We start from the raw sequence: 21,389 nt of genomic DNA on the forward strand, positions 1-21,389 counted from the left end.
CAGGCGACCAGTGACCCGCTGCTGATTCGTGTGTGGTGGGTTGATGTTGGACGCGTGGCAGGTGACTGCAGCTACGACGACACTCGTTGGGGCTGCAAGAACGATCCGACCATGGGCAAGAAGGATAACCCGAACCCGCGCCTACGCAAGGCCGATATTCGTACCGGCCAGCGCTGGCACCTGAACGATAACGGTGACGGGGATACGGAGTATTCGCTGCACCGCGACTGGCCCGACATGTAAATCAGCCCCCGTGGGTCTTACGCTGAGAAGCCACATGTGTTTCGAAAAGCCACTTCTTTGGTGGCTTCTCGAAACACATGTGGCTTTTCGCCGTTCATAGGGGAGGGTCGGGGGAACTTTCGATAGGTTAGTGTCTTTGGTCGTAGTTAAAAGCCATGGCAGAAGACACTAAACCATGGCACAAATTCTGCACGGGTTACAGCCCCATAGCGAAAATTTTCGGCGTAAAAAGTCTCGGCATGAAAACCCTCACCGCGTAACAACTCGTAACACCCCCTTGCGGTATACCCCCCTAGGGTATACACTTAAGCCATGGAAACCACTAGCAACCAGTGCTGCCACAGCACATCCACCCAGGTCAGCACCGCATCCGGAGCCCCCACTGAGGACCCCACCAAGGCGCACACCAGCGCATGCTGCGGCGGCGAGGCGCCCGAAACCCAGTACGGTTACGCCTCCAACAAAGAGGCGCACCTCAAGCGCCTGCGCCGCATCGAAGGGCAGGTCCGCGGCATCGCCCGCATGGTCGACGAAGACAAGTACTGCATCGACATCCTCACCCAGGTTGCCGCGGTCTCCAAGGCGCTCCACGCCGTCTCCCTGAACCTGCTCGAAGAGCACATCGGCCACTGCGTGACCGGCGCCGCCGTCGAATCCGAACGCACAGGCGACCCGACCATCGCAGAGGCCAAGGTCAAAGAGGCAACCGCCGCGATCTCCCGCCTCATGCGCAGCTAAACGCCCCATACCTAAACACCGGGCGGCCCCAAGTTTTCAACCCATTACCGAAAGGAAATCATCATGAGCACCACCACCGTTAAGGCAACCGGCCTGACCTGCAACCACTGCGCTATGAGCGTCAGCGAAGAGGTCCGCGAAGTTCCCGGCGTGACCGGCGTGACCGTGGACGTCGTCAAGGACGGTGTCTCCACCGTGACCATTGAGCACGAGGGCACCCTCAACACTCAGGCTGTCGCAGACGCTATCGTAGAGGCTGGCTTCACCCCCGCTGTCTAGCGCGGCAGTCGGCTCGATTAGGAGTCATCATGGCTTACCCTCCGCAGTACATTGCGATGGTTGTTGGCGCGGTCCGCACCCTTGTCGGCACCGAAAATATGCACCTGCGCGACGCGATCACCCATGTGGCCAGGCAGATGAATCTGGATGCGATGCTGGTCGATTCGTGGGTGAAGCAGAGCCCCGAATATACGGCGCGTGAGGATGCGCCCGGTGCGGCACGACGTAGCGGCACGAGCGCGAATAAACGTTCCGCCGAGCACGAGCAGGGCGTGAAGGCGCGTGAGAAGGCGAATGCTTCGCCGTTCCCGCGGGCTGCCGTGAAACGTGCCTACGGCGTGTCTGATCGTGGCGCGAAGGTGACCGGTATTCGCCCACGCACGAGCAGGCCGGATGGGTTGCCCGGCGACCACTGAGCCGCCGCAGCTTTCACCCTCGCGCGCTCTCGACGCCGCGTCCTAATACTGCACCATACACCGTCCGGGGCGGGGTCCTTCGGGGCCCCTCCCCCGGCTTGGTGCGTGCTTTTTTCTACCCTCCCGTTTTTGAGTTTTGAGGAAATATTGTGTCTTCTACACAGCCTTCACCAACCACCCGTGAGCCCTCATTACAGAGTGAGCGCTCTCTTTTTAATTCCACCGGAACGACCGTAAAATCAACGGAGTCAACCCGAATCATCCACGTGAATATTCAGGGTATGACCTGTGCATCCTGTGTGGGTCGTGTGGAGCGTAAGCTCCGCAAAATCCCCGGCGTTGACCCGGCGGTGAACCTGCCGCTGGAGTCGGCGCGCGTCATCGTGCCCGATGGTGTGAGCGACGAACAGATCGTTGAGACCATCAACAATGCCGGCTACACGGCGCACCTCAAGAACGGGCCACGCGCGGGCGCTGGAACGAACGCGAGCGCATCCGGCGGCGGCAACCAGCACAGCACCCCGAGCATGAACGGCGGCTTCACTGACCGCATTATTTATGCGGCGATTTTGGGTGTGCCCATCTTCCTGATTTCCATGTTCCCGGCGTTCCAGTTCCCGAACTGGGGCTGGGTCGTGGCGATTCTGACCGCGCCGGTCGCGTTCTGGTGCGCCGCGCCGTTCCACCGCGCCGCGCTCATCAATGCCCGTCACGGCTCCTCCACGATGGATACGCTCGTGTCCCTCGGCGTGGTCGTGGCGTACTTCTATTCGCTGGCGCAGCTGCTCATGAACCCGGCGTTGACGGCGCACGTGCACCATGCGGGCGGCAGCTTCTGGTCGATGTTTACCGGCCACCATGCGCCGCTGTACTTCGATTCGGCGTCCATGGTGACGCTGTTCCTGCTGATTGGCCGCGCAATTGAGCACCGCACCCGCCACCGCTCCTCGGATGCGCTGCGCACCCTGCTGAGCATGGGCGCGAAGGAGGCGACCCTGCTGCGCACCGATAAGCAGGGCGTGACCAAGCAGGTGCAGGTTCCGGTGGAGGACCTCATGCCGGATGACCTGTTCCTGGTGCGCCCGGGCGAGAAGATTGCCACGGACGGCGTGGTGGTCGAGGGTACCTCCGCGGTGGATGCGTCCCTGCTGACCGGCGAGTCCGTGCCGGTTGAGGTGCATCCGGGTGATGCGGTCACGGGTGCGACGGTGAATACGTCTGGTTCGTTGACGGTGCGTGCGACCCGCGTGGGCGCTGAGACGACTCTGGCGAAGATGGGTGAGCTGGTGGCGAGCGCGCAGGAGACGAAGGCTCCGATTGCTCGTCTGGCAGACCGTGTTTCTGCAGTGTTTGTGCCGGTGATTTTGGCGATTTCGGCGCTGACTCTGGTCGGTTGGTGGCTGGTGTCTGGTGATGGTGCTGCGGCGTTTAATGCGGCGGTGTCGGTGCTGGTGGTGGCGTGCCCGTGCGCCTTGGGTTTGGCGACTCCGACGGCGCTGCTGGCGGGTACGGGTCGCGGCTGGCAGTTGGGCATTTTGATTCGTAATGCGCAGGTGCTGGAGGCGACGAGCACGGTTGATCGTGTGGTTCTGGATAAGACCGGTACCGTGACGACTGGTGAGATGTCTGTGGCGTTCTACGGCACTTTTGACGACTATGAGTCGGCGGGTGACTTTGCCGGTATTTCGCCGGAATCCGCAGATTCCAAGAATGAGCGTTCCCTGTCTGTTCTGCGTGATGCCGCCGCCGTGGAGGCGCTGAGTGAGCACCCGATTGCCCGCGCGATTGCCGGTTTTGCCCGTGAGCAGGGTGTGCTGGCTGAGGGTGCTTCGGCGCCGAGTGTGAGCGGCTTTGAGGGTGTTCCCGGAGGCGTGCGCGGCGTGCTGAGCGGCGCGGGTGACGGTGCCAAGGAAAGCACCGAGAATGGCGCCTCCCGACTGGTTGTTGTGGGTACTCCCGAGTACCTGCAGGCGGCAGGTGCGCAGCTGAGTGAGGGCCAGTTGGCTCTGCTGGATCAGGCTCGCCGGGCGGGTCTGACGACCGTGGTGGTTGCCCGCGGTGAGGCACCTGATGAGGCCCCGAACACCACCTCCTCTCTGCAGCCGGTCGGCATGATTTCGGTTGCCGACACCCCCAAGCCGGAGGCTGCAGAGACCATGGCACAGCTGCGTGAGCTCGGCCTGGAGCCGATCCTGCTCACCGGTGACGCCCCGCAGGTTGCGCAGGCGGTCGCCTCGCAGGTCGGCATTTCGGCTGAGAACGTGTACGCCGGCGTGACCCCGGAGGGTAAGTCGCAGGTGGTTGAGAAGTTGCAGGCCGCCGGTCACCGCGTGGCGATGGTCGGCGACGGCGTGAATGACGCCCCGGCGCTGGCTCTTGCGGAGCTGGGCATTGCGATGGGTTCGGGCACGGACGTTGCCGCGGAGGCTGCCGATATTGTGCTGACCCGCTCGGATATTGCCTCGGTGGTGACGGCGCTGCGCCTCTCCCGCGCTACGCTGCGCACCATTAAGTCGAACCTATTCTGGGCGTTCGCCTACAATACGGTGGCTATTCCGGTCGCCGTGGCGGGCCTGCTGAACCCGATGATTGCGGGTGCGGCAATGGCGTTTAGTTCGGTGTTTGTGGTGCTGAATTCTATGCGTCTGACGGCGTTTAGGAAGTAGCGAAACATAACGCGAAATTGCCCAAACATTAGCTATTGAAATAGCCTGAACGAAAAATTCAAAAGCATATCTCGCCGTGCTTTTCGCACGGTAAAAGATATAAAGAAATGCACCGCCCGTGTAAAGGCGGTGCATTTCTTTATATTCAGTTTTCACGGGCGGCGGCTTGAACGCCTAGCTTGAACAACGAGCTCAAAAGCCTGGCTCAAACGCCTCGCCCGAAAGCCCGAGCTCAACAGCACGAGCTCAGCAGCCCGGCAAAACCTCGCCGAGAACCGGGCAGAACCTTAGGCCCAGGTCACCAGGTCCTCGATGGAGCGGCGGCTCTTCGGGGCAATCTCGCGGGCACGGTAACCGAAGGTCACAGCAACGGACACGCCGTACTCCTCCGGGTCGAACAGGCCGGCAGAAGTGAGCAGCTCGTTCACTGCCTCGTAGTTCATACCCTCAATGGGGCAGGAGTCGATGCCGAGCATTGCGGCGCCGGTCATCATGTTGCCCAGGGCGATGTAGGTCTGCTTGGATGCCCAGTCGAAGAGCGCGCGGTCGCTTTCCAGGACCTTCATGTCGTTCTTCTGGAAGTTACCGTAGCGTTCGAGTGCGGCCTCCATCTGCTCCTCGGTGAGATTGCGGCTTTCGAGGGTGCGGCGCATCCACGGGGTGTCGTAGCGCAGGCCCTTCTTCGCCAGCAGTACGACCAGGTGGCTTGCGTCGTCGAGGGCGCCCGCCATGCCCCAGGCGATCGGCTTGAGCTTTTCGCGCAGTTCGGGGTCCTGGATGACCAGGAACTTCCACGGCTCGGTGCCGACAGAGCTGGGCGACAGGCGCGCAAATTCGAGGATTGCGGCGAAGTCTTCGTCGCTGATACGGCGGTCGGGGTCGTAGGCGCGGGTTGCGCGGCGGCGGGCGAAAATTTCGAGGGCTTCTTCGCGGGTTACGGTCACGGTTTCATCCTTTGCATGAGGGTTTCAATACCCTGTCATGCTACACCCGCGGAGGGTGCGGGCGGCGGAAAATGTGATTAGTTACGCCCGCAGGAAATACGCCCGCGAGCGGCGGGACCGTATTGCCGGTGTCGTATTACAGGGTGTACGAAGCCGGTGGGCTGGTACCCAAGGCGCCCAGAGCGCACCTGCCCAGCACCTCCTATGATGCCCCTACTCGGCACCGGCTTTCATCCACACATCCGAGCGGGCGCGGCGGCCGAAAATGACCGCGCGGATTCCCTGGAAGTACAGAATATACGCCGCCCACAAGCCGCAATACCCGGCGAGCGCATCCATGGCACCGGCGCCAACAGCCCAGTGCAGGCCGAGCATGACCGGCACGTACATAACCAGCATGATGAAGCAGCCAATCGCCAGGTATTTCACGTCCTGCGCGCCCATGAGGATGCCGTCCAGGGTGAACACGTAGGCGGCGATGGGCTGGCCGAGGGCGATGATGACGGTGGCGATGGTGAAGAGGAACGCCACCTGCGCATCCTTAGTGAACAGCCAGGAACCGAAGAAGCCGATGAGAGGGCAGATCAGGCCGGTAATAACGCCGTAGATGAGGCTCATGCGCAGCAGCCGGTTTTTCAGCTGACGCACCTTCACGCGCTCGGATTCTACGTTCAGGTCGCGTTCGCCGAGTTCTTTGCCGAGTAGCGCCTGGGCGGCGATGGCGAGGGAGTCCAGGGCGTAGAGGAAGAGGTTAAACACGCCCATGCCGAGCTGGTAGGCGGCGGTGTGTTCGGTGCCGAATCGCGCCACAACGAACACGGTCAGCAGGGAGGCGATGCGCATGGATAGGGTGCGCAGCATGAGCCAGGAGCCGAGCGAGAGCACCGAGCGCATGCCGGCTACGTCGGGTGCCCAGCGGACGGCGTGCTCGCGGGTGCCGCGCATCATGACCACGCCGAGGGCGGCAGCCATGCCCCACTGGGTGAGGGAGGTGCCGGTCGCCGAACCGGCAACGCCCCAGCCGACCGGGTAGATGAGCAGCCAGTTCAGCACAATGTTCACGAGCGTGCCGACCGTGGCGACTTTGAGCGGGGTGACGGTGTCTTGCAGCCCGCGGAGCGTGCCGACCTGCGCGAGGATAATCATCATCGGCGGGATGCCCCAGAGCGAGTGGTGCAGGTAGTCGAGGGCGTAGCTGATGGTTTCGTCGGTCGCGCCGAGGCCGCGTAGCAGCGGGTCGGCGAAGGCGTATCCAGCGATCATGAGGAGCATGCCGAGGCCGAAGGCGACCCACACGCCGTCCACACCGATCTGCCAGGCGCGGCGCAGGTTCTTCTCGCCGAAGGCGCGCGCCACGGCGGGCGTAACGGAGTAGGCTAGAAAGTTCATGAGACCCACGACCGTGGTGACGAGCGTGGCGGCGATGCTCATGCCCGCGAGTTCTGCTTTGCCGAGTTGGCCGATGAGGGCGGAGTCGGTGAGCACGAAGATGGGTTCGGCGATGAGCGCACCGAAGGCGGGTACGGCGAGGGCGAGGATGCGTCGGTTCAGCAAAGGCTCGGCAGTATTCTTCACGGGCGCGCCGGGCGCAGTGCTACCGGGTTCGGTGCCGCCGGGTTCGGTACTACTGGATTCAGCCATAAGGTGCTTCTGTGTGCTCATCCTTCTAGGCTACTCCCCGCCGCCGCGGCGGGTGCCTGCGCGCGGGGCGGGGTGCACTCTACGAGATGGGCGTGCGAGACGGGCGCTGTTAGGCGCCTCGGCCGCGTAGTTCGTCGAGGGCGCGGCGTTCCTTCTTGGTGGGGCGGCCGCTGCCTCGTTCGCGTTTGGCGACCGGCGGCATGGAGAGGTAGGCGGGGCGCGGGCCGGAGAGGTCTTCGTAGCAGGTGACGGCAATGGGCGCGCCTACGCGTTTGACGAGGAGTTTTTCAACTTTGAAGACGCGTTCCCAGCCGGGGTAGCGAACCTTGACGATATCGCCTTTTTTGAGTTTTTGGGAGGGTTTGGCGGGGGCGTCGTTGACGCGCACGTGGCCGCCTTTGCATTCGTCGGCGGCGAGGGAGCGGGTTTTAAAGATGCGCACTGACCAGAGCCAGAGGTCGAGCCTGGCGCTGGTTAGTGCGTTGGTGTCTTCTGCGGTCATGTGTTCATTGTGGCGCGAGGCGGGCGGGGCACCAAATCAGGTGCGCCCGCCTGCCCGTCCTGACTCTCCGCCGTTTTCGCAGTGGTTTCGGCGGGGTTCCACCATGGTTTTACCGAACCGCGCCGCAACCAGCACCGAACCCGCCATGCGGCGGAAAATTTTCTGCTGCACGCACCTCCCTATTGAGCGCAAAACCACATCCACTAGGGGTATTGTTAAGTCACCTTCTCAAGAAGTGTTCTTAAGGCCACCTAGTTCGCGTGGTCTACGGGGGGGGTGGCCGCGACGCCACGGGCTCCCCGTAACAGATTGGATATACACCATGTCAGCTTTGAAAAAGCTCCTGGCGGCTACCCTCATCAGCACTGTGCTGTCCTCTTGCTCTTTCGGTCCCACGTTGGAGAAGGATGAAAGCGCCCGAGCAATCTTCGACACAGAAAATGACCAGGTGATCCTGCCCCTGGACGCATACAACACCGACGGCAAGGACGAATACTTCACCAAAGCCCTTGAGCTCGCCCGCAAAAAGTGCTTTGCCGAACACGGGCAACACTACGAGATGTTCGTCCGCACCGAAGGATCCGGCAGGAACCTCGGCAGAACCTACGGAATCTGGAACGTTGAGCGCGCCCAAAAATACGGCCTCCACGAGCGCGAAGACTCAAATACGCTGGACCTCTCCTCCCCCGCAGCCTCCGACCCTGGGAAGGATGTCCGCACCGAATGCTATCAGCGCGCCGTCGATGAGATGAAGCAAATTGGAGAGATACCATTCGGCTCCGCCACGTATAGGCGTTTGGAAACCGATGCCCGAAATGCCGCAGGGGATCAACAGCTCAAAAAATCCCTCGACGACGAATGGAAGCGATGCGTCAAGGACAAGGGCCTCACCCCTGATAGTGAGGTGACCGTCAAGGAAGAAAAGAACATTCCTCAGAGCACCACCCCCTCAGAAGAGGAAATTCGAATCGCCACCATCCAGGCGCAGTGCAATCAGGATGTAGGCCGTTCGCAGAAGCTCTACGACCTAGAGGCGCAGTACCAGAAGCCGCTCGTCGCCAAGAACCAGGCAGCCCTGGAGAATGAACTCAAAGAATTCAAACGCCGGGACGAGCAGTTCAAACAGTACGTCCTCGACAACCAGTAACAGCGAATAACAGCCGGTTGGCCGACAGAAAAGGGTGTGTGCCGTGTTCAGTGAACACGGCACACACCCTTCATACGTTGCACCGGCCATATTGTGCCGGCTACGTTGCGCCGGTTATCCAACCCGCGGTGGTTATGCCTCCACCGTTGCGGTGCGGCGCTCCTTGAGAGCCCAGCCAATCACGCCGGTCAGCAGACCGAACGCAATCCAGGAACCAAGCACCAGCCACTGGTCACTCGTTGCAACCTCCGGGAAGTACGCAATCGAACGCAGCAGAGTCGAGGAGGCACCCGGCACCAACATCTGACCAATCTGCCCCCACACACCGGGCAGGAACACGCTCGGCATACTTGCGCCCGAAATCGGGTTACCAATGAACATGGTGATGACCGCGCCTACTGCGAGACCAATCAGCGGCGAAGACAGTGCACCCACACCCACAATGAAGAAGGCGGTCGCCAGGTAGGTAGCGCCGAACGCAGCCCACAGGGTTGCGAAGTCGCCGGGGATGATGCCGAACCAGACGTTCAGAATCAGGGCGGTCAGTGCACCACCGATGACGGAGTACAGGGTTGCGGTGGCGAAGCGGCGCCAGGTGCCGTTCACGCGCAGTACGGAGAAGGAACCGCCGAGAATACCGCCAATGACCAGCGGAAATGCGGAGATAGCGATACCGGAACCGGAGGAGTCATTCTCACTCAGGGGTACCACGACGGTGGTCTTCACCGCCATTGCGGATGCCTGCTCGGCCTGCACCTTCATCTGCTCCAGCTGGGCGGCGGCCTGCGCACCCTGTTCACCGCCCGTCTGCACCGCCTGGGTGAGGGCTTCCGTCTTAGCGGCGAGTGCCTTCTGCTGAATCTGCGCGTTCAGCTGGGTGGCAACACCGTTGAGCATCTGGGTTGCTGCGGCGTTTGCGGCTGGTGCGGTCAGCACTTCGGGGGCGGCGCCTTCGGTGAAGATGATTGCGCCGTAGGTTTCGCGCTGCTTGATTTGCTGTTCAGCCTCTTTGCGGGAGGATGCCTGCTTCAAGTCGAAGGTTTCAATACCTTGGTCTTTGAGGGACTGTTCAAACTGACTGACGGTCACCTCGGGGCCTGCGATAGAGACGGGCAGGTTCTTTGCTTCCATGGTCTTGGTGGGCCAGGTGAAAGCTAGGACGATGAGTGCTACCACCAAGGATGATAGTACGGAGGTGGTGATGACCTTGAGCCAGGAGGAACGGTCGGTGGTTTCTTGCGTGCTTGTTTCTGCAATGCTCTTTGCCGCGATCTTCTGGGATGCGGCAGCTTGGGTGGCTGCGGCGGTCACTGCTTCTGCGGTGACTGCGGTGGCGGTTTCGTTGTTCATGACAATCTCCAAACAAAATGCTTATTTCGTTTACGAGTCAGAACTCTACTCTCGATTTTTACCGAGTGCAAACAAAATAGCTATTTTGTTTGTAAAGTCACAAAAAGAATCAGTGTTGTGTTTACGCGTTCTTTAGCCCCACCCCCTAGACTGGAACCATGCCCCGACTAACAGACGCCACCAAAGCCGCACGCCGAGCCCAAATCATCGAAGCCGCCATTAGCTGCTTCCTCGAAAAGGGCTACACCAACACCTCCATGAGCGACATCATCAAAGCCTCCGGACTGTCCTCCGGGTCCATCTACTCGCACTTCTCCGGCAAAGAAGACATCCTCATCACCGCCATCAACGAGCGCCTCAACAACGTCAAGGAGCTCTACGAAACACTCCCCGAAGGCGCAGGCCCCCAGGATATTCTCGAAACCATCCACACGAACCAGCTGGTAAACGACAATTTCTCCGCCATGCTGCGCATCCGCGCCAAATCGCTCCACGCACCCGAAATCGCCAGGGCAACCGCAGACACCATGCCTCTATTGCAGGGCATCATCGTAAAGACCCTCACCCCCTGGGCAGCCGAACAGCTCAGCGTTCTACACGAAATCAACCCCAATTCAGCGCAGCGCACCCCCGAACAGGAGGCGCTCATCGCCGACTACGCCCGCGACACTGCAGACGCCTTCATGATGGTCTTCCAGGGGTACATGCTCCGCTCCTTCTTCGGCACCCCCAAGGAAAAGGACCGCCTCTACCGCGTCGCCTCAGCACTTCTTCCTGAGTAGTTGACCGCCCGCTAGTCCCCAAAAATCACCCTTGAGCGGTTGTTTTTCAGCATTTAGACCATACAGGGGCAACATAGGTCATTCACATCCTGCAGGCGTAGAATCAAGGAACCATGACTGAATCCTGCACCCCCGCAACCCCCGAGCCGCGCGCCACCAACCCCACCGAGCTGAACAACCTGCGTGCCGCACACGCCGATGAGCTCTCTTCACGCACCCGCGCCACGAGCATCCCGACGGATTCCTGCTCCCTCTACGACGACGAGGCTCTCGGCGGCACCGCCGGACGCGCCACCGCTTGGCTGGCTCTCGAGCACGTGGGCCAGTGGGGCCGCGACGTGCTGGACGGCTCCGCCCTCGGCGAGGAGCTTTCGGAGGCGTTGGGTGAGGCAGTCTCGCAGGCGGGGCTGAAGTTCCTGCTGATCCGCCAGACGGGCAGGGCGGGCCGCGTGCTGCACGGTGCGCCGGATGCATCCGGCAACCCGACCCACCGGGTGCTCTACGCGCTCTGCACCCCGGGTGAAGAGAAGCTCTACTCGTTCAGCGTGAGCACCCCCGAGCAGCTCCTCGACCTACCCCTGGGCAACCCCCAGGAGTTGATTCAGGTGACCGGCGCGGAGCTCATTGATTCCCCCGCCATTCTCGTGTGCACCCACTCCAAGCGTGACCGCTGCTGTGCCCTGCGCGGTCGCCCCATTGCGGCGCACCTGGCGGATATCCTGCCGGCAAACGCGGTCTGGGAGTGCTCGCATACGGGCGGTCACCGCTTTGCCCCGGTCGGCATTATGCTGCCCACCGGCTACACCTACGGTCGCCTCTCGGAGCCTTCGGCACTGGCGGCGTACCTGTCACTGGCGGGTCGCTCCATTCCGTCGCTGCACGGCCTGCGAGGCCGCAGCACGGATACTCCAGTGGAGCAGGCGGCGGAGGTTGCCGTACGCCTCGAGCTGGAGAAAAAGGGCGAAGAAGTAACCTCTGGAGGTTTGGTTTCACGTGAAACATCGGGGCGGGAGGCATTCATTGCGCTCCGCGAGGCGGGCATCGATGTGAACGTTGAGACAAGCACTGAGTTCTCCCCTGAATTTTTTGCGGCGTTCTCGCCTAAAGATTTCTCCGAGCACCCCACCATGGAGGCGGCACTCACCTCCCACACCGACGGACGCACCTGGGTCACCTTCTTCGAGCGGGTCACCCTTGAGCCGCGCCCCAACTCGTGCGGCAAGGGTCCCGCAGATGCTTTCAGCCGCGAGCTGCTCGCGCTGCATCAGATATAAACCCTGTGCCAGCTATAACCCCTGCCCCAGCTCTAGCACCCGCGCATGATGTAGACAGCGTAAAGCCCCGGCGGGCACCTTCTCGGGTACCCGCCGAGGCTTCGCCGTATTCAGGGTTCGACATATCCAGGGTTCGGCGTAGCTGACATCTCGCCGCCCCCGGCAAACTGGCTTATCCGGCGAACGGGTTCGGCGTGCCGATGTACTGCAGCTCGGTGTACTCCTCCAGTCCCTCGGGGCCGCCCTCGCGGCCCATGCCGGACTGCTTCACGCCACCGAAGGGTGCCGCCGCGTTCGAGATCACGCCGGAGTTGTAACCGATCAGGCCGAATTCCAGCCCAGCAGCCATGCGCGTAAAGCGCGGGTGGTTGCTCGTGTACACATACGCCGCCAGGCCGTACTCGGTGTCGTTGGCGAGCTTCAGGGCGGTGCGTTCGCCCTCCTCGCCGTAGCCGCTGAACGTGGCAATCGGGGCGACGGGGCCGAAGATTTCCTCACGCCACACGCGCATCGAATCGGTCACGCCGGTCACCACGGTGGGGCGAATGAAGTTGCCCTTGTTGAGGTTCCTGGGCATGCCGCCGGTATCGCTCGGAACGTTCTCCTCAAGCTCGGGAATGTACCCGCCGCAGGCGAGGAGCGCACCCTTGCCCAGGGCGTCTTCGACCATAAAAAGCATGGATTCAACCGCTGAAGGTTGAATTAGCGGGCCGCATTCGGTTCCGTCGATGGCTCCGTCACCCACGACGGTCGCCTCCATGCGCTCCACGAAGGCGCGGGTGAACTCTTCAGCAATGTCCTCGTGCACAATGAATCGGTTGGCGGCGGTACACGCCTCGCCCATGTTCCTCATCTTCGCTGCGTAGGCGCCCTCCACGGCGGCGGGGATGTCCGCGTCCTCAAAGACGATGAACGGTGCGTTACCGCCCAGCTCCATGGAGGTGCGCAGAACGTTCTGCGAGGCCTGCGCGAGCAGGGTGCGGCCCACGGCGGTGGAGCCGGTGAACGAGACCTTCCGCAGGCGCTCATCAGCCATCAGCGCCGAGACAACCTCGCCGGTGCGGGAGGTAGTCACCACATTCAGCACGCCGTCCGGCAGGCCCGCCTCATGCATCAGGGACGCGAAGTACAGGGAGCTGAGCGGAGTCAGGGAGGCGGGCTTAAGCACCGCGGTGCAGCCCGCCGCGAGCGCCGGGGCGACCTTGCGTGCCGCCATGGCGAGCGGGAAGTTCCAGGGGGTAATCAGCAGGCAGGGGCCGACGGGGCGGCGTACGGTGGTGATCTGCAGCCCGGATTCGGGGGCAACGGCGGTGCGGCCGAAGTTGCGGGCGGCTTCTTCGGCGTACCAACGCAGGTAGTTTGCGGCGTAGGCGACTTCGCCGCGGGACTGGTCGAGGGGCTTGCCCATTTCGAGGGTCATGAGCCGGGCGATGACTTCGGTGCGCTGCATCATGAGCGTGTAGGCGCGGTTGAGGATGTCGGCGCGTTCGCGGGCGCTGGTTGCCGCCCATGAGGTGCGGGCGTCGCAGGCGGCATCGAGGGCTTCGATGCCCTGTTCGACGCTGGCGTCGGCAACGTGCGCGAGGATTTGGCCGCAGGAGGGGTTGTGCACGGGGAAGGAGCCGTTGTCGCCGGTGACCCAGCTGCCACCGAGGAGCAGGTCGGTGGGCACGTAGAAGAAGGGGTAGGAGGGCCGCTCGTAGGGGTCGATGGGTTCGCACTGCGGCATGTTGATGCTTTGCATGTGAGGTTCGGTGCGGCCTCGTAGCTGGGCGGATTTCGCGGCGGTCTTTGCGGTGGCCTTCTCGGCGGAGCTTTCGGGTGAGGTGGTCATGGCGTGCCTTTCGGATTGGGGCGGCCGGTGCGGTCGACTCTGACGCTTTTAATTCTAGTCCTGCATGCTCCCCTACCCCGCGCGCCTACACGCCACCGTCCGCGCTCTCCACACCCTGAGAGGACCGCGGGCACGTCGAAGGGGGCCGCATCCGCTGTGGATACGACCCCCTTCGGGTAGATTCTCGCTCGGCGCGCGAGAATCCTAGCTGGGGATTATGGAAGGCGTTGCCCGGAAGGGATGCTCGGTGTTGCATCCGCTCTGCCCGGTACCCGTGTTCTCACCGCTGAGCGGCGGTGAGGCGGGCCCCTAGGTGGACTAGGCCCACCGGTCCTCTCAAATCCAGGACTGACGTGCCTCGATTCGAGTCAGCTCCAGAGGACCGCCATCGTTGGTGCCGTGGAAGCGGCCGAAGTGTACGTACGGGCCGCGGTAGGCGCTGTGGTTGATGGGGCTGGAGTATTGGCCGTTGACCGTGTAGTAGAAGCTGTTCTTGTTCACCACAATCTTGCAGTTCAGTGCCTGGCCGGTGGTGACCTTCTGGCGCAGCTTCATGGTGTGCAGCACGCGCGGGCTGGTCTGCTTGGGTTCGAAGCAGAGAATCTGCGCTACGGAGTTGCCGCGGTAGTTGGGGCGGATGGCGAGCACGTAGGTGCCGTCTTCCTGGTTTGCGGCGAACTTCTTGCCGATGCCGAAGGGGCCGTCGTGTTCGCGACCGAAAGCGACGTAGCCGTAGTGGCCGTCCTGCTGCGGCAGTGCACCGGTCCACTTCATGGAGAAGTCGAGGGTGTACTTTTCGCGGGTGGTGTAGTTCGCCAGCGGGCCGAGCAGTACGGATTCGTCGTAGCGCTGGTTGTGCACGATGGCGGTGCCGGTCAGGTCGGGCATGTCCGCTGCGACGGAGGGGTCGGCGGGCAGCATGCCGTGGGGGCGCTTGCCGGTCTTGATCTTGACGCTGGAGTCGAAGGGGTCACCGATTACCCAGTAGGGGTCGGGGCACATGAAGCCCTTCACGCCCAGTGCCTTGTACTTTTCGTAGGCGGAGCGGCGGTGGATCTCCCAGACGATGACTGCCTTGCCGAGGCCGGTGAGGGCGCGTACGTTCTCTTCGCTCATGGAGCCCTGGGAAGCGCCGGTCGGCTTCTCGTAGTAGGGTACGCCGATGGCGTCTACGTTCTCGTGGCGTGCCATTGCGGAGATCTTGTCGATGGGGTCGCCACCGTCGAAGTAGCACCAGGTGGCGCAGCCTGCGGAGTTGGCAAGCTTCAGGTAGCGGGAGGTGGGCTTGAAGCCGCCACTGCCGTCGCGGTACATCTTGATGACGGTGCGGCGCTGCAGGCCGCGTTCGGTGATGAACTTGACGAGGCCTGCCTGTGCGGGGCCGTCCTTCGCTTCGAGGAACAGTACGACCTTCTTGCCGCCGACGGAGGCGTATTCGCCGCCTGCGGGTACGGCGTCAACCGCGGCGATGGCCTCTTCGAGGGTGGGGATGTTGTACAGGTCGGTCTTTTCGCCCAGGTTCTTGCGCATGTTGACCTTGTACTGGCGCAGTTCGGCGAGGGTGTGGCCACGCACGTCCAGGGACGCACCGGTGGTGCGCTTGATGTTGGTGTCGTGCATGCAGACGAACTGGCCGTCGCTGGTGGTGCGTACGGAAATTTCGACGGCGAGGGCGCCGCGGCGTACGGACTCTGCGTAGGCGTAGGCGGTGTGCTCGGGGCTGATGTTGCCGGCACCGCGGTGGGCGATGAAGAATTCATCGGTCTTGTAGAGCAGCTGATGTGCGGGGGAGCCGCTGTGTACTGCCGCAAGCTGTGCGCGGGTGCTGGCTGCGGCGTGGGCTTCCCCTGCCTGGAGCATGAGGGCGGCGGGTGCCAGTGCGGAGGCACCGATGAAGCCGCGGCGGCTCAGATTCTTAGAGGTCTTCGGGAATGCAGTCACCGTAGTAGTCCTTTTTCTTTTATGAGTTGAGCGTAATGTGTGTGGTTGTTCATTGAAGTTTTGGTTTATAGCTGAGGGTCCGGATTCTCTCAACTCAAACTACAACTCTAAGTAGGATAACGATTTTTTATCGGTGATTCACTGCGTTTACAGGAAAATAGGGTATTATATGCGCCTCATTCTTACCCGCTGTGTAATGCGGGTGAATGTGTTCCTCCTTTTCCGCCGCTTTTAATAGCGGCATTTTCATACGTCGTTAAAAATTTCTCGTGTAACGAAAAAGGCCGCGCCCACAGCCCGATTGAGCCTGCAGGACGCGACCTTTTGCGTTGAAACATTTTTCGCAGGTTTTCACCGCTGTTGAAGCTGAGCTATTTTCGCTGGTTCAGCTTACTTCTTGGATGCCTGAGCGACGCGGTCACCGGCTGCGACGGGGCGGCGTGCCTCAGAGTCCTTGGAGATGTTGAACTTTGCGGTGTTGGTGATCATCACCATGGTTTCCTTGGAGGGGATGCGGCCCTCGATAGCTGCCCAGTCGACCTCGATGATGGGTGCGCCTGCCTCAACCTTGTCACCTACGTTAGCAATCTTGGTGAAGCCTTCGCCACCGAGCTCAACGGTGTCGATACCTATGTGGACCAGTACCTCGCCGCCGTTTTCGGTGCGGAGCATGAACGCATGCAGGGTGTCCTGAATCAGTGCGATGGTGCCTGCAACGGGTGCGACGATGGTGCCTGCGGTGGGGTTCACTGCGTAGCCGTCGCCCATAACGCCCTGAGAGAAAACGGGGTCGGAGACTTCGCTCAGCGGCAGGTACTCGCCGGTAGCAGGTGCGACGTAGACGTCTGCGGACGATGCTTCCTGTGCGGCAGCTTCCTTCTTCTTCTTGCCGAAACCGAACATGTATGCTCCTTCTGGTCGTGTTGCGCTATGAATAGCGTGTATTTGTAGCGCTGATGCGTCCGCGTCGGATGCGGGCGTCGTTGCCTTCTTGGTTTCACACCGGGCGGCGCCTGCCTGAATTGCAGGGTTCGCACACTCCGGTGCATATGCACTCAGAATACAACACCTAAACCCGTAGCTCACGAGCTGAGGGTCATTCGACTCGAATTCTGCAAATATTCCGCAAATCTGGAACTTCAACTCACACTTCTGCACTCTTGAGGTCGCGAGTACACTTAGTGAAGGACTGGCACCCCTCCCCCGAGCCGGTGCCCATAAGAGAGAAAAGGCTGAAACTGATGACTGAAGCGGCTGAGACCGTTCTTGAAGTATTTATTCCGGGTCCCGGCGAGAACCCGGAGGATCCGCAGGATATGGAGCGCTCCGAGTTCCTGGGTGCCGCGCAGGAGGCGCTGGATTCGGGCGTGGACATTGAGGTGTACTCCACCGACTCCTACCCTTCCGCATTTGAAGAGTGCGCACCCGTGGCGGAGCAGATTGAGATGAACGGCCGCGAGGTTCTGCCGCTCATGCTCGTCAACGGTGAGGTGAAGGTGTCCTTCTCCTACCCGACTGCCGAGCAGATTAAGCGATTCTCCCGCGCACACCTGGTCGCCCAGCCGAAGGCGAACGCGGCAGCGGCTGCGTGCGGCCCGTCCGGTTCCCCGGCGGCGTCGATGATCCCGAACCTGAGCGGCGAACCCGCCGGTTTCGCGGCAACCCTGGCGGGTAAGGCACCCCAGCCGGTCGGCGGCCCCGAGATTGGCAACCGCGTGAACCTCATGGGTGGCGACACCGGCGACGGTATCCCCACCTCCGGTTCGGTGGCTGTGAAGTCCGGCGGCTGCGGATGCGGTGGTTGCGGCTGCGGCGGCAAGTAAACCCGCCCCCGCCGGCAACGAGCGCCCGACTCACCCGGTTCTAAACTACATAAGCAAAGAGCGGTGCCCGCCTCCTCACGAAGAGGAAGCGGGCACCGCTTTCGCTTAACGAAGCTTAGGTTCACACCCGGCAGCACCTACGGGAGCTGCGGCGGGCGAACAGCACCTTACTTGATGGAGGTACCGACGGAACCGAGCTGCTGGCAAGCCTCGACCACGCGTGCGGCCATGCCTGCCTCTGCAGCTGCACCCCAAACGCGGGGGTCGTAGGTCTTCTTGTTGCCGACCTCGCCGTCAACCTTCAGCACACCGTCGTAGTTGCTGAACATGTGGCCAGCAACGGGGCGGGTAAATGCGTACTGGGTGTCGGTGTCGATGTTCATCTTGATAACACCGTAGGACACTGCGTCTGCAATCTCCTGCTCGGTGGAGCCGGAGCCACCGTGGAAGACCAGGTAGAAGGGCTTGTCACCCTTGCCGTACTTAGCGCCGACCTCGGTCTGGATTTCCTTGAGCAGCTCGGGGCGCAGGTGAACGTTACCGGGCTTGTACACGCCGTGAACGTTACCGAAGGTCAGAGCAGCCATGTAGGTGCCCTTCTCGCCCAGGCCGATTGCCTCAACGGTCTTGATTGCGTCTGCAACGGTGGTGTACAGGGAGTCGTCGATAGCGCCTTCAACGCCGTCTTCCTCGCCACCAACGGCACCAATCTCAACCTCGAGAACGAGCTTTGCCTTGGAGGTACGCTCGATCAGCTCAGCAGCAATCTTCAGGTTCTCGTCCAGGTCGATTGCGGAGCCGTCCCACATGTGGGAGTTGAAGATGGGGTCTTCACCGCGAGCAACAGCCTTCTCGGACTCTGCCAGCAGGGGCAGGACGAAGCCTTCCAGCTTGTCCTTGGGGCAGTGGTCGGTGTGCAGTGCAATGTTCACGTCGTACTGCTTAGCAACTTCGCGTGCGTATGCTGCGAAGGCCAGGGAGCCAACGACCATGTCCTTCTTGGAAGCGCCGGACCAGTATGCTGCACCACCGGTGGATGCCTGGATGATGCCGTCCGAGCCAGCCTCTGCGAAGCCGCGGATAGCAGCGTTCAGGGTCTGGGAGGAGGTCACGTTCACTGCGGGATACGCGAAGCCCTTTTCCTTCGCGGTCTCCAGCATTTCTGCGTAAACTTCGGGGGTTGCAATAGCCATATGCTGACTCCTTGGATAGATGCGACCGGTTACCGATGTTGGGCCGGTTCACCATTTTTTGTTGGCGCGCGAGACGCCTCCTACTCGCACTATTTTACCAAGATACGACTTATTTATCGTTAATTTTTTGTGGGTTTTTTTGGGTTTACTGCAGCGAAATTTCCGCGAAATACCGCGGTAAAGTAGAGGTGTTAATGACTTGATGTCTTCTGTGCGTGCAGGCCAGCGTACACATCACCCGGACGCGACGAAAGGATCCTCCTATGAGCAAGGCGAGCGCTAAAAATAATCCGAAACAGCTCGACGCAAAACGTGAGAAGCGTGCCCGCCAGGCACAGCGTCGTGCTGAGCGTGAGCATCCGAATGCGGCGGCTATTGCCCCGGTGCGCGCCCAGTTGGATGAGGTTCTGGAGCGTAAGAGTCTGCATGTTTTGGGGCATGGCGATATGGCGAAATCCCTTGAGTTGATGGAGAAAATGCGTGATGAGGGTGCGAGTGACCACGAGATTGATGTGGCGCTTGCGGAGGCGAAGCTCCCCTCGGTGGTGCAGGTGGGCCGTAAGTCGTTGATGCGTTGGCCAAGCTGGTGGTGGTTGAATCGTCGCGAGCGTGCATTGCGGGCGAAGATTGATCGCCTCATGGATGGCTAGACCTCCGTTCTGAATAGGTTGTGAGAGCACCCCGTTGTGGGTGCTCTTGTGCTGTGTACTGGTGGGGGAATTGATTTTTTGGACTCAGAGTTCAATTAATCTATTTCACAAAACAATGAAAACCACACAATACAACATGAACCAAATATATTCATAAGATATGCATTATATGTATATAAATTATTACGTGATGTGAGTTATATTTACCTAAATTACCGTGCTATAGTCATTACAACCCATAGACGTGTTCCCAACCACATTTCGTGTAGCACGTGCTTTAGACGTAACTATCCAAGGAGGTATAGCGTGAGCACCTCACCGAACAAGAACCCGCAGACTTCTGCAGCGGATCAGTACACTAAGCCCCCCACAGATGACCCGTTCGCACACGAGCAGGAAGGCTTCCACAAGGGGCTTGGCGCACGTCAGCTCCAGATGATTGCCATCGGTTCCGCTATTGGTACCGGCCTGTTCCTGGGCACCGGTAGCCGCCTGCAGGACGCAGGCCCCATGCTCGCCGTCATCTACGCCGTCATCGGCTTCTTCGGCTACCTGATCCTTCGAGCCCTCGGCGAGCTGATCCTTCACCGCCCCTCCTCGGGCTCCTTCGTCTCCTACACCCGCGAATTCTACGGCGAAAAGGCCGCATTCGTATCCGGATGGCTGTACTGGCTGAACTGGGCAATGACCGCCGTTGCAGACGCCACCGCTATCGCCATCTACATCAGCTGGTTCGGTCGATACAACCAGTTCTTCGCAGACATTCCCCAGTGGCTTAGCGCATTCATCGTCGTTATCATCACCGTGGCTCTAAACCTCATCTCCGTGAAGCTCTTCGGTGAGCTGGAATTCTGGTTCGCACTCATTAAGATTCTTGCCCTGCTGTCCTTCATGGCGGTAGGTATCTGGTACCTGGTCTTCGGTGAGCCCATCAACGGCGTCACCCCCGGCCTGAGCCTTATTGCAGCCAATGACGGCTTCTTCCCCAACGGCATTCTTCCCGCTCTTATCGTGGTTCAGGGCGTTGTGTTCGCCTACGCCGGTATTGAGCTGGTCGGCACCACCAGTGGTGAAACCAAGAACGTTGAGAAGGTTATCCCTCGCGCTATCAACACCGTGATCTGGCGTATCGCGATCTTCTACGTTGGCTCCGTGGTTCTGCTCTGCCTGCTCATGCCCTACACCGCATACAAGGACGCAGAGTCGCCGTTCGTGACCTTCTTCGACGCTATCGGTATTCAAGGCACCGCACCGATTATGCAGCTGGTCGTTATTACCGCGGCTGCTTCCTCGCTGAACGCTGGCCTGTACTCCACCGGTCGTATCCTCCACTCGATGGGTGTTGCAGGTTCGGCACCGAAGTTCACCACTAAGGTGTCCCGCTCCGGCGTTCCGGTGGCAGGTATTCTGCTGACCGGTGTGATTGGCCTCTTCGGTGTTGTGCTGAACTTCTTCGTTCCCGAGCAGGCGTTCGAGGTCGTGCTGAACATCGCCTCGGTGGGCACCATGGCTAGCTGGGCGGCTATCGCAATGTCGCACCAGAAGTACCTGAAGCTGGTCGGCGAGGGCAAGTACAAGCGCCCCAACTACCGTGCACCCGGCGGTCGTTTCAGCGACTGGGCTGTGATGGTCTTCCTGGCTGTTGTGCTGGTGCTGATGGCACTGGATTACCCGGTCGGCACCTACACCCTGGCATCGCTGTTGCTGGTTATCCCGCTGCTGATTATCGGCTGGTACACGGTTCGTGACCGCGTCAACGAGATTGCTCGCGTCCGTGAAGGCTACACCGGTTCCGTGCCCGTGATTGCTGCCCGCCCCGTGGTGAAGAAGCTCGTTTCGGAGCCTCGTACCCACATTGACCTGGGTGACCTTGAGGACGAGGGCAAGCCGAAGGGCAACTAACCCGACGGCAACCTCCGATCCCGTGATATCCCAGTGAAATCCCGGTGAAGGCGAATGAGGGGGT

The 21,389-nt window shown here is 61.1% G+C and carries 18 protein-coding genes and 1 pseudogene; 11 read left to right on the forward strand and 8 right to left on the reverse strand.

What is annotated here, in order from left to right; translation table 11 throughout:
* The 5 genes and pseudogenes from HMPREF2779_RS09230 to HMPREF2779_RS06615 all read left to right on the forward strand — a co-directional run.
* Positions 1-243, forward strand: a pseudogene (locus HMPREF2779_RS09230) (peptide ABC transporter ATPase); the annotation flags it as partial.
* A 312-nt stretch (positions 244-555) separates the two neighbouring features.
* Positions 556-981 (forward strand): metal-sensitive transcriptional regulator, encoded by a 426-nt coding sequence (locus tag HMPREF2779_RS09295; RefSeq protein WP_070684671.1) that lies wholly within the window; start codon positions 556-558, stop codon positions 979-981.
* Between the two features lie 63 nt (positions 982-1,044).
* Positions 1,045-1,260 (forward strand): heavy-metal-associated domain-containing protein, encoded by a 216-nt coding sequence (locus HMPREF2779_RS06605; protein WP_070684673.1) that lies wholly within the window; start codon positions 1,045-1,047, stop codon positions 1,258-1,260.
* Between the two features lie 29 nt (positions 1,261-1,289).
* Positions 1,290-1,676, forward strand: a complete 387-nt coding sequence (locus HMPREF2779_RS06610; RefSeq protein ID WP_070684675.1) for a chorismate mutase — start codon at positions 1,290-1,292, stop codon at positions 1,674-1,676.
* 146 nt (positions 1,677-1,822) lie between these two features.
* Positions 1,823-4,342: a heavy metal translocating P-type ATPase gene (locus HMPREF2779_RS06615; RefSeq protein ID WP_070684677.1), complete on the forward strand. Its 2,520-nt coding sequence runs from the start codon at positions 1,823-1,825 to the stop codon at positions 4,340-4,342.
* Between the two features lie 287 nt (positions 4,343-4,629).
* On the opposite strand, the gene HMPREF2779_RS06620 is transcribed toward HMPREF2779_RS06615, so the two are convergent.
* The 3 genes from HMPREF2779_RS06620 to HMPREF2779_RS06630 form a co-directional block, all read right to left on the reverse strand.
* Positions 4,630-5,286, reverse strand: a complete 657-nt coding sequence (locus tag HMPREF2779_RS06620; RefSeq protein ID WP_049332370.1) for an NAD(P)H-dependent oxidoreductase — start codon at positions 5,284-5,286, stop codon at positions 4,630-4,632.
* A gap of 213 nt (positions 5,287-5,499) precedes the next feature.
* Positions 5,500-6,948, reverse strand: a complete 1,449-nt coding sequence (locus tag HMPREF2779_RS06625; protein ID WP_105361138.1) for an MATE family efflux transporter — start codon at positions 6,946-6,948, stop codon at positions 5,500-5,502.
* An 88-nt stretch (positions 6,949-7,036) separates the two neighbouring features.
* Positions 7,037-7,429, reverse strand: coding sequence for an RNA-binding S4 domain-containing protein (locus tag HMPREF2779_RS06630; RefSeq protein ID WP_005504266.1), 393 nt, complete (start codon positions 7,427-7,429; stop codon positions 7,037-7,039).
* Between the two features lie 322 nt (positions 7,430-7,751).
* Here HMPREF2779_RS06630 and HMPREF2779_RS06635 point away from each other — a divergent pair, with 322 nt between their 5' ends.
* Positions 7,752-8,576: a UDP pyrophosphate synthase gene (locus HMPREF2779_RS06635; protein WP_105361139.1), complete on the forward strand. Its 825-nt coding sequence runs from the start codon at positions 7,752-7,754 to the stop codon at positions 8,574-8,576.
* 132 nt (positions 8,577-8,708) lie between these two features.
* On the opposite strand, the gene HMPREF2779_RS06640 is transcribed toward HMPREF2779_RS06635, so the two are convergent.
* Complete coding sequence (locus HMPREF2779_RS06640; protein ID WP_233992306.1) at positions 8,709-9,926, reverse strand: ABC transporter permease; 1,218 nt, start codon at positions 9,924-9,926, stop codon at positions 8,709-8,711.
* Between the two features lie 158 nt (positions 9,927-10,084).
* Here HMPREF2779_RS06640 and HMPREF2779_RS06645 point away from each other — a divergent pair, with 158 nt between their 5' ends.
* Entirely contained in the window at positions 10,085-10,708 is a 624-nt protein-coding gene (locus tag HMPREF2779_RS06645) for a TetR/AcrR family transcriptional regulator (protein ID WP_105361140.1), read from the forward strand.
* Between the two features lie 113 nt (positions 10,709-10,821).
* Positions 10,822-11,982 (forward strand): sucrase ferredoxin, encoded by a 1,161-nt coding sequence (locus tag HMPREF2779_RS06650; protein WP_070684685.1) that lies wholly within the window; start codon positions 10,822-10,824, stop codon positions 11,980-11,982.
* A gap of 172 nt (positions 11,983-12,154) precedes the next feature.
* On the opposite strand, the gene HMPREF2779_RS06655 is transcribed toward HMPREF2779_RS06650, so the two are convergent.
* From HMPREF2779_RS06655 to HMPREF2779_RS06665, 3 genes are all read right to left on the reverse strand, one after another.
* The gene (locus tag HMPREF2779_RS06655) at positions 12,155-13,816 is read right to left on the reverse strand and encodes an NAD-dependent succinate-semialdehyde dehydrogenase (protein ID WP_105361141.1); all 1,662 of its coding nucleotides are present in this window, start codon (positions 13,814-13,816) and stop codon (positions 12,155-12,157) included.
* A gap of 336 nt (positions 13,817-14,152) precedes the next feature.
* Positions 14,153-15,757, reverse strand: coding sequence for a glycerophosphodiester phosphodiesterase (locus HMPREF2779_RS06660; RefSeq protein ID WP_105361142.1), 1,605 nt, complete (start codon positions 15,755-15,757; stop codon positions 14,153-14,155).
* 390 nt (positions 15,758-16,147) lie between these two features.
* Positions 16,148-16,660, reverse strand: a complete 513-nt coding sequence (locus HMPREF2779_RS06665; RefSeq protein WP_005507926.1) for a PTS sugar transporter subunit IIA — start codon at positions 16,658-16,660, stop codon at positions 16,148-16,150.
* 338 nt (positions 16,661-16,998) lie between these two features.
* On the opposite strand from HMPREF2779_RS06665, the gene HMPREF2779_RS06670 reads away from it, so the two are divergent.
* Positions 16,999-17,580, forward strand: a complete 582-nt coding sequence (locus HMPREF2779_RS06670) for an arsenic metallochaperone ArsD family protein (protein ID WP_044150000.1) — start codon at positions 16,999-17,001, stop codon at positions 17,578-17,580.
* A 167-nt stretch (positions 17,581-17,747) separates the two neighbouring features.
* Here the strand turns inward: HMPREF2779_RS06670 and fbaA are convergent, their stop codons facing one another.
* Complete coding sequence (fbaA, locus tag HMPREF2779_RS06675) at positions 17,748-18,773, reverse strand: class II fructose-bisphosphate aldolase (RefSeq protein WP_070684691.1); 1,026 nt, start codon at positions 18,771-18,773, stop codon at positions 17,748-17,750.
* A 263-nt stretch (positions 18,774-19,036) separates the two neighbouring features.
* On the opposite strand from fbaA, the gene HMPREF2779_RS06680 reads away from it, so the two are divergent.
* Together HMPREF2779_RS06680 and HMPREF2779_RS06685 are read left to right on the forward strand one after the other, a co-directional pair.
* On the forward strand, positions 19,037-19,423 hold the full coding sequence (locus HMPREF2779_RS06680; protein WP_070684693.1) for a cobalamin ABC transporter ATPase: 387 nt from the start codon (positions 19,037-19,039) through the stop codon (positions 19,421-19,423).
* A 306-nt stretch (positions 19,424-19,729) separates the two neighbouring features.
* The gene (locus tag HMPREF2779_RS06685) at positions 19,730-21,325 is read left to right on the forward strand and encodes an amino acid permease (protein WP_070684695.1); all 1,596 of its coding nucleotides are present in this window, start codon (positions 19,730-19,732) and stop codon (positions 21,323-21,325) included.
* The last annotated feature ends 64 nt before the right edge of the window (positions 21,326-21,389 follow it).

It is taken from the genome of Rothia sp. HMSC069C03 (genome assembly GCF_001811075.1).
GTDB classification, from domain to species: Bacteria; Actinomycetota; Actinomycetes; order Actinomycetales; family Micrococcaceae; genus Rothia; species Rothia mucilaginosa.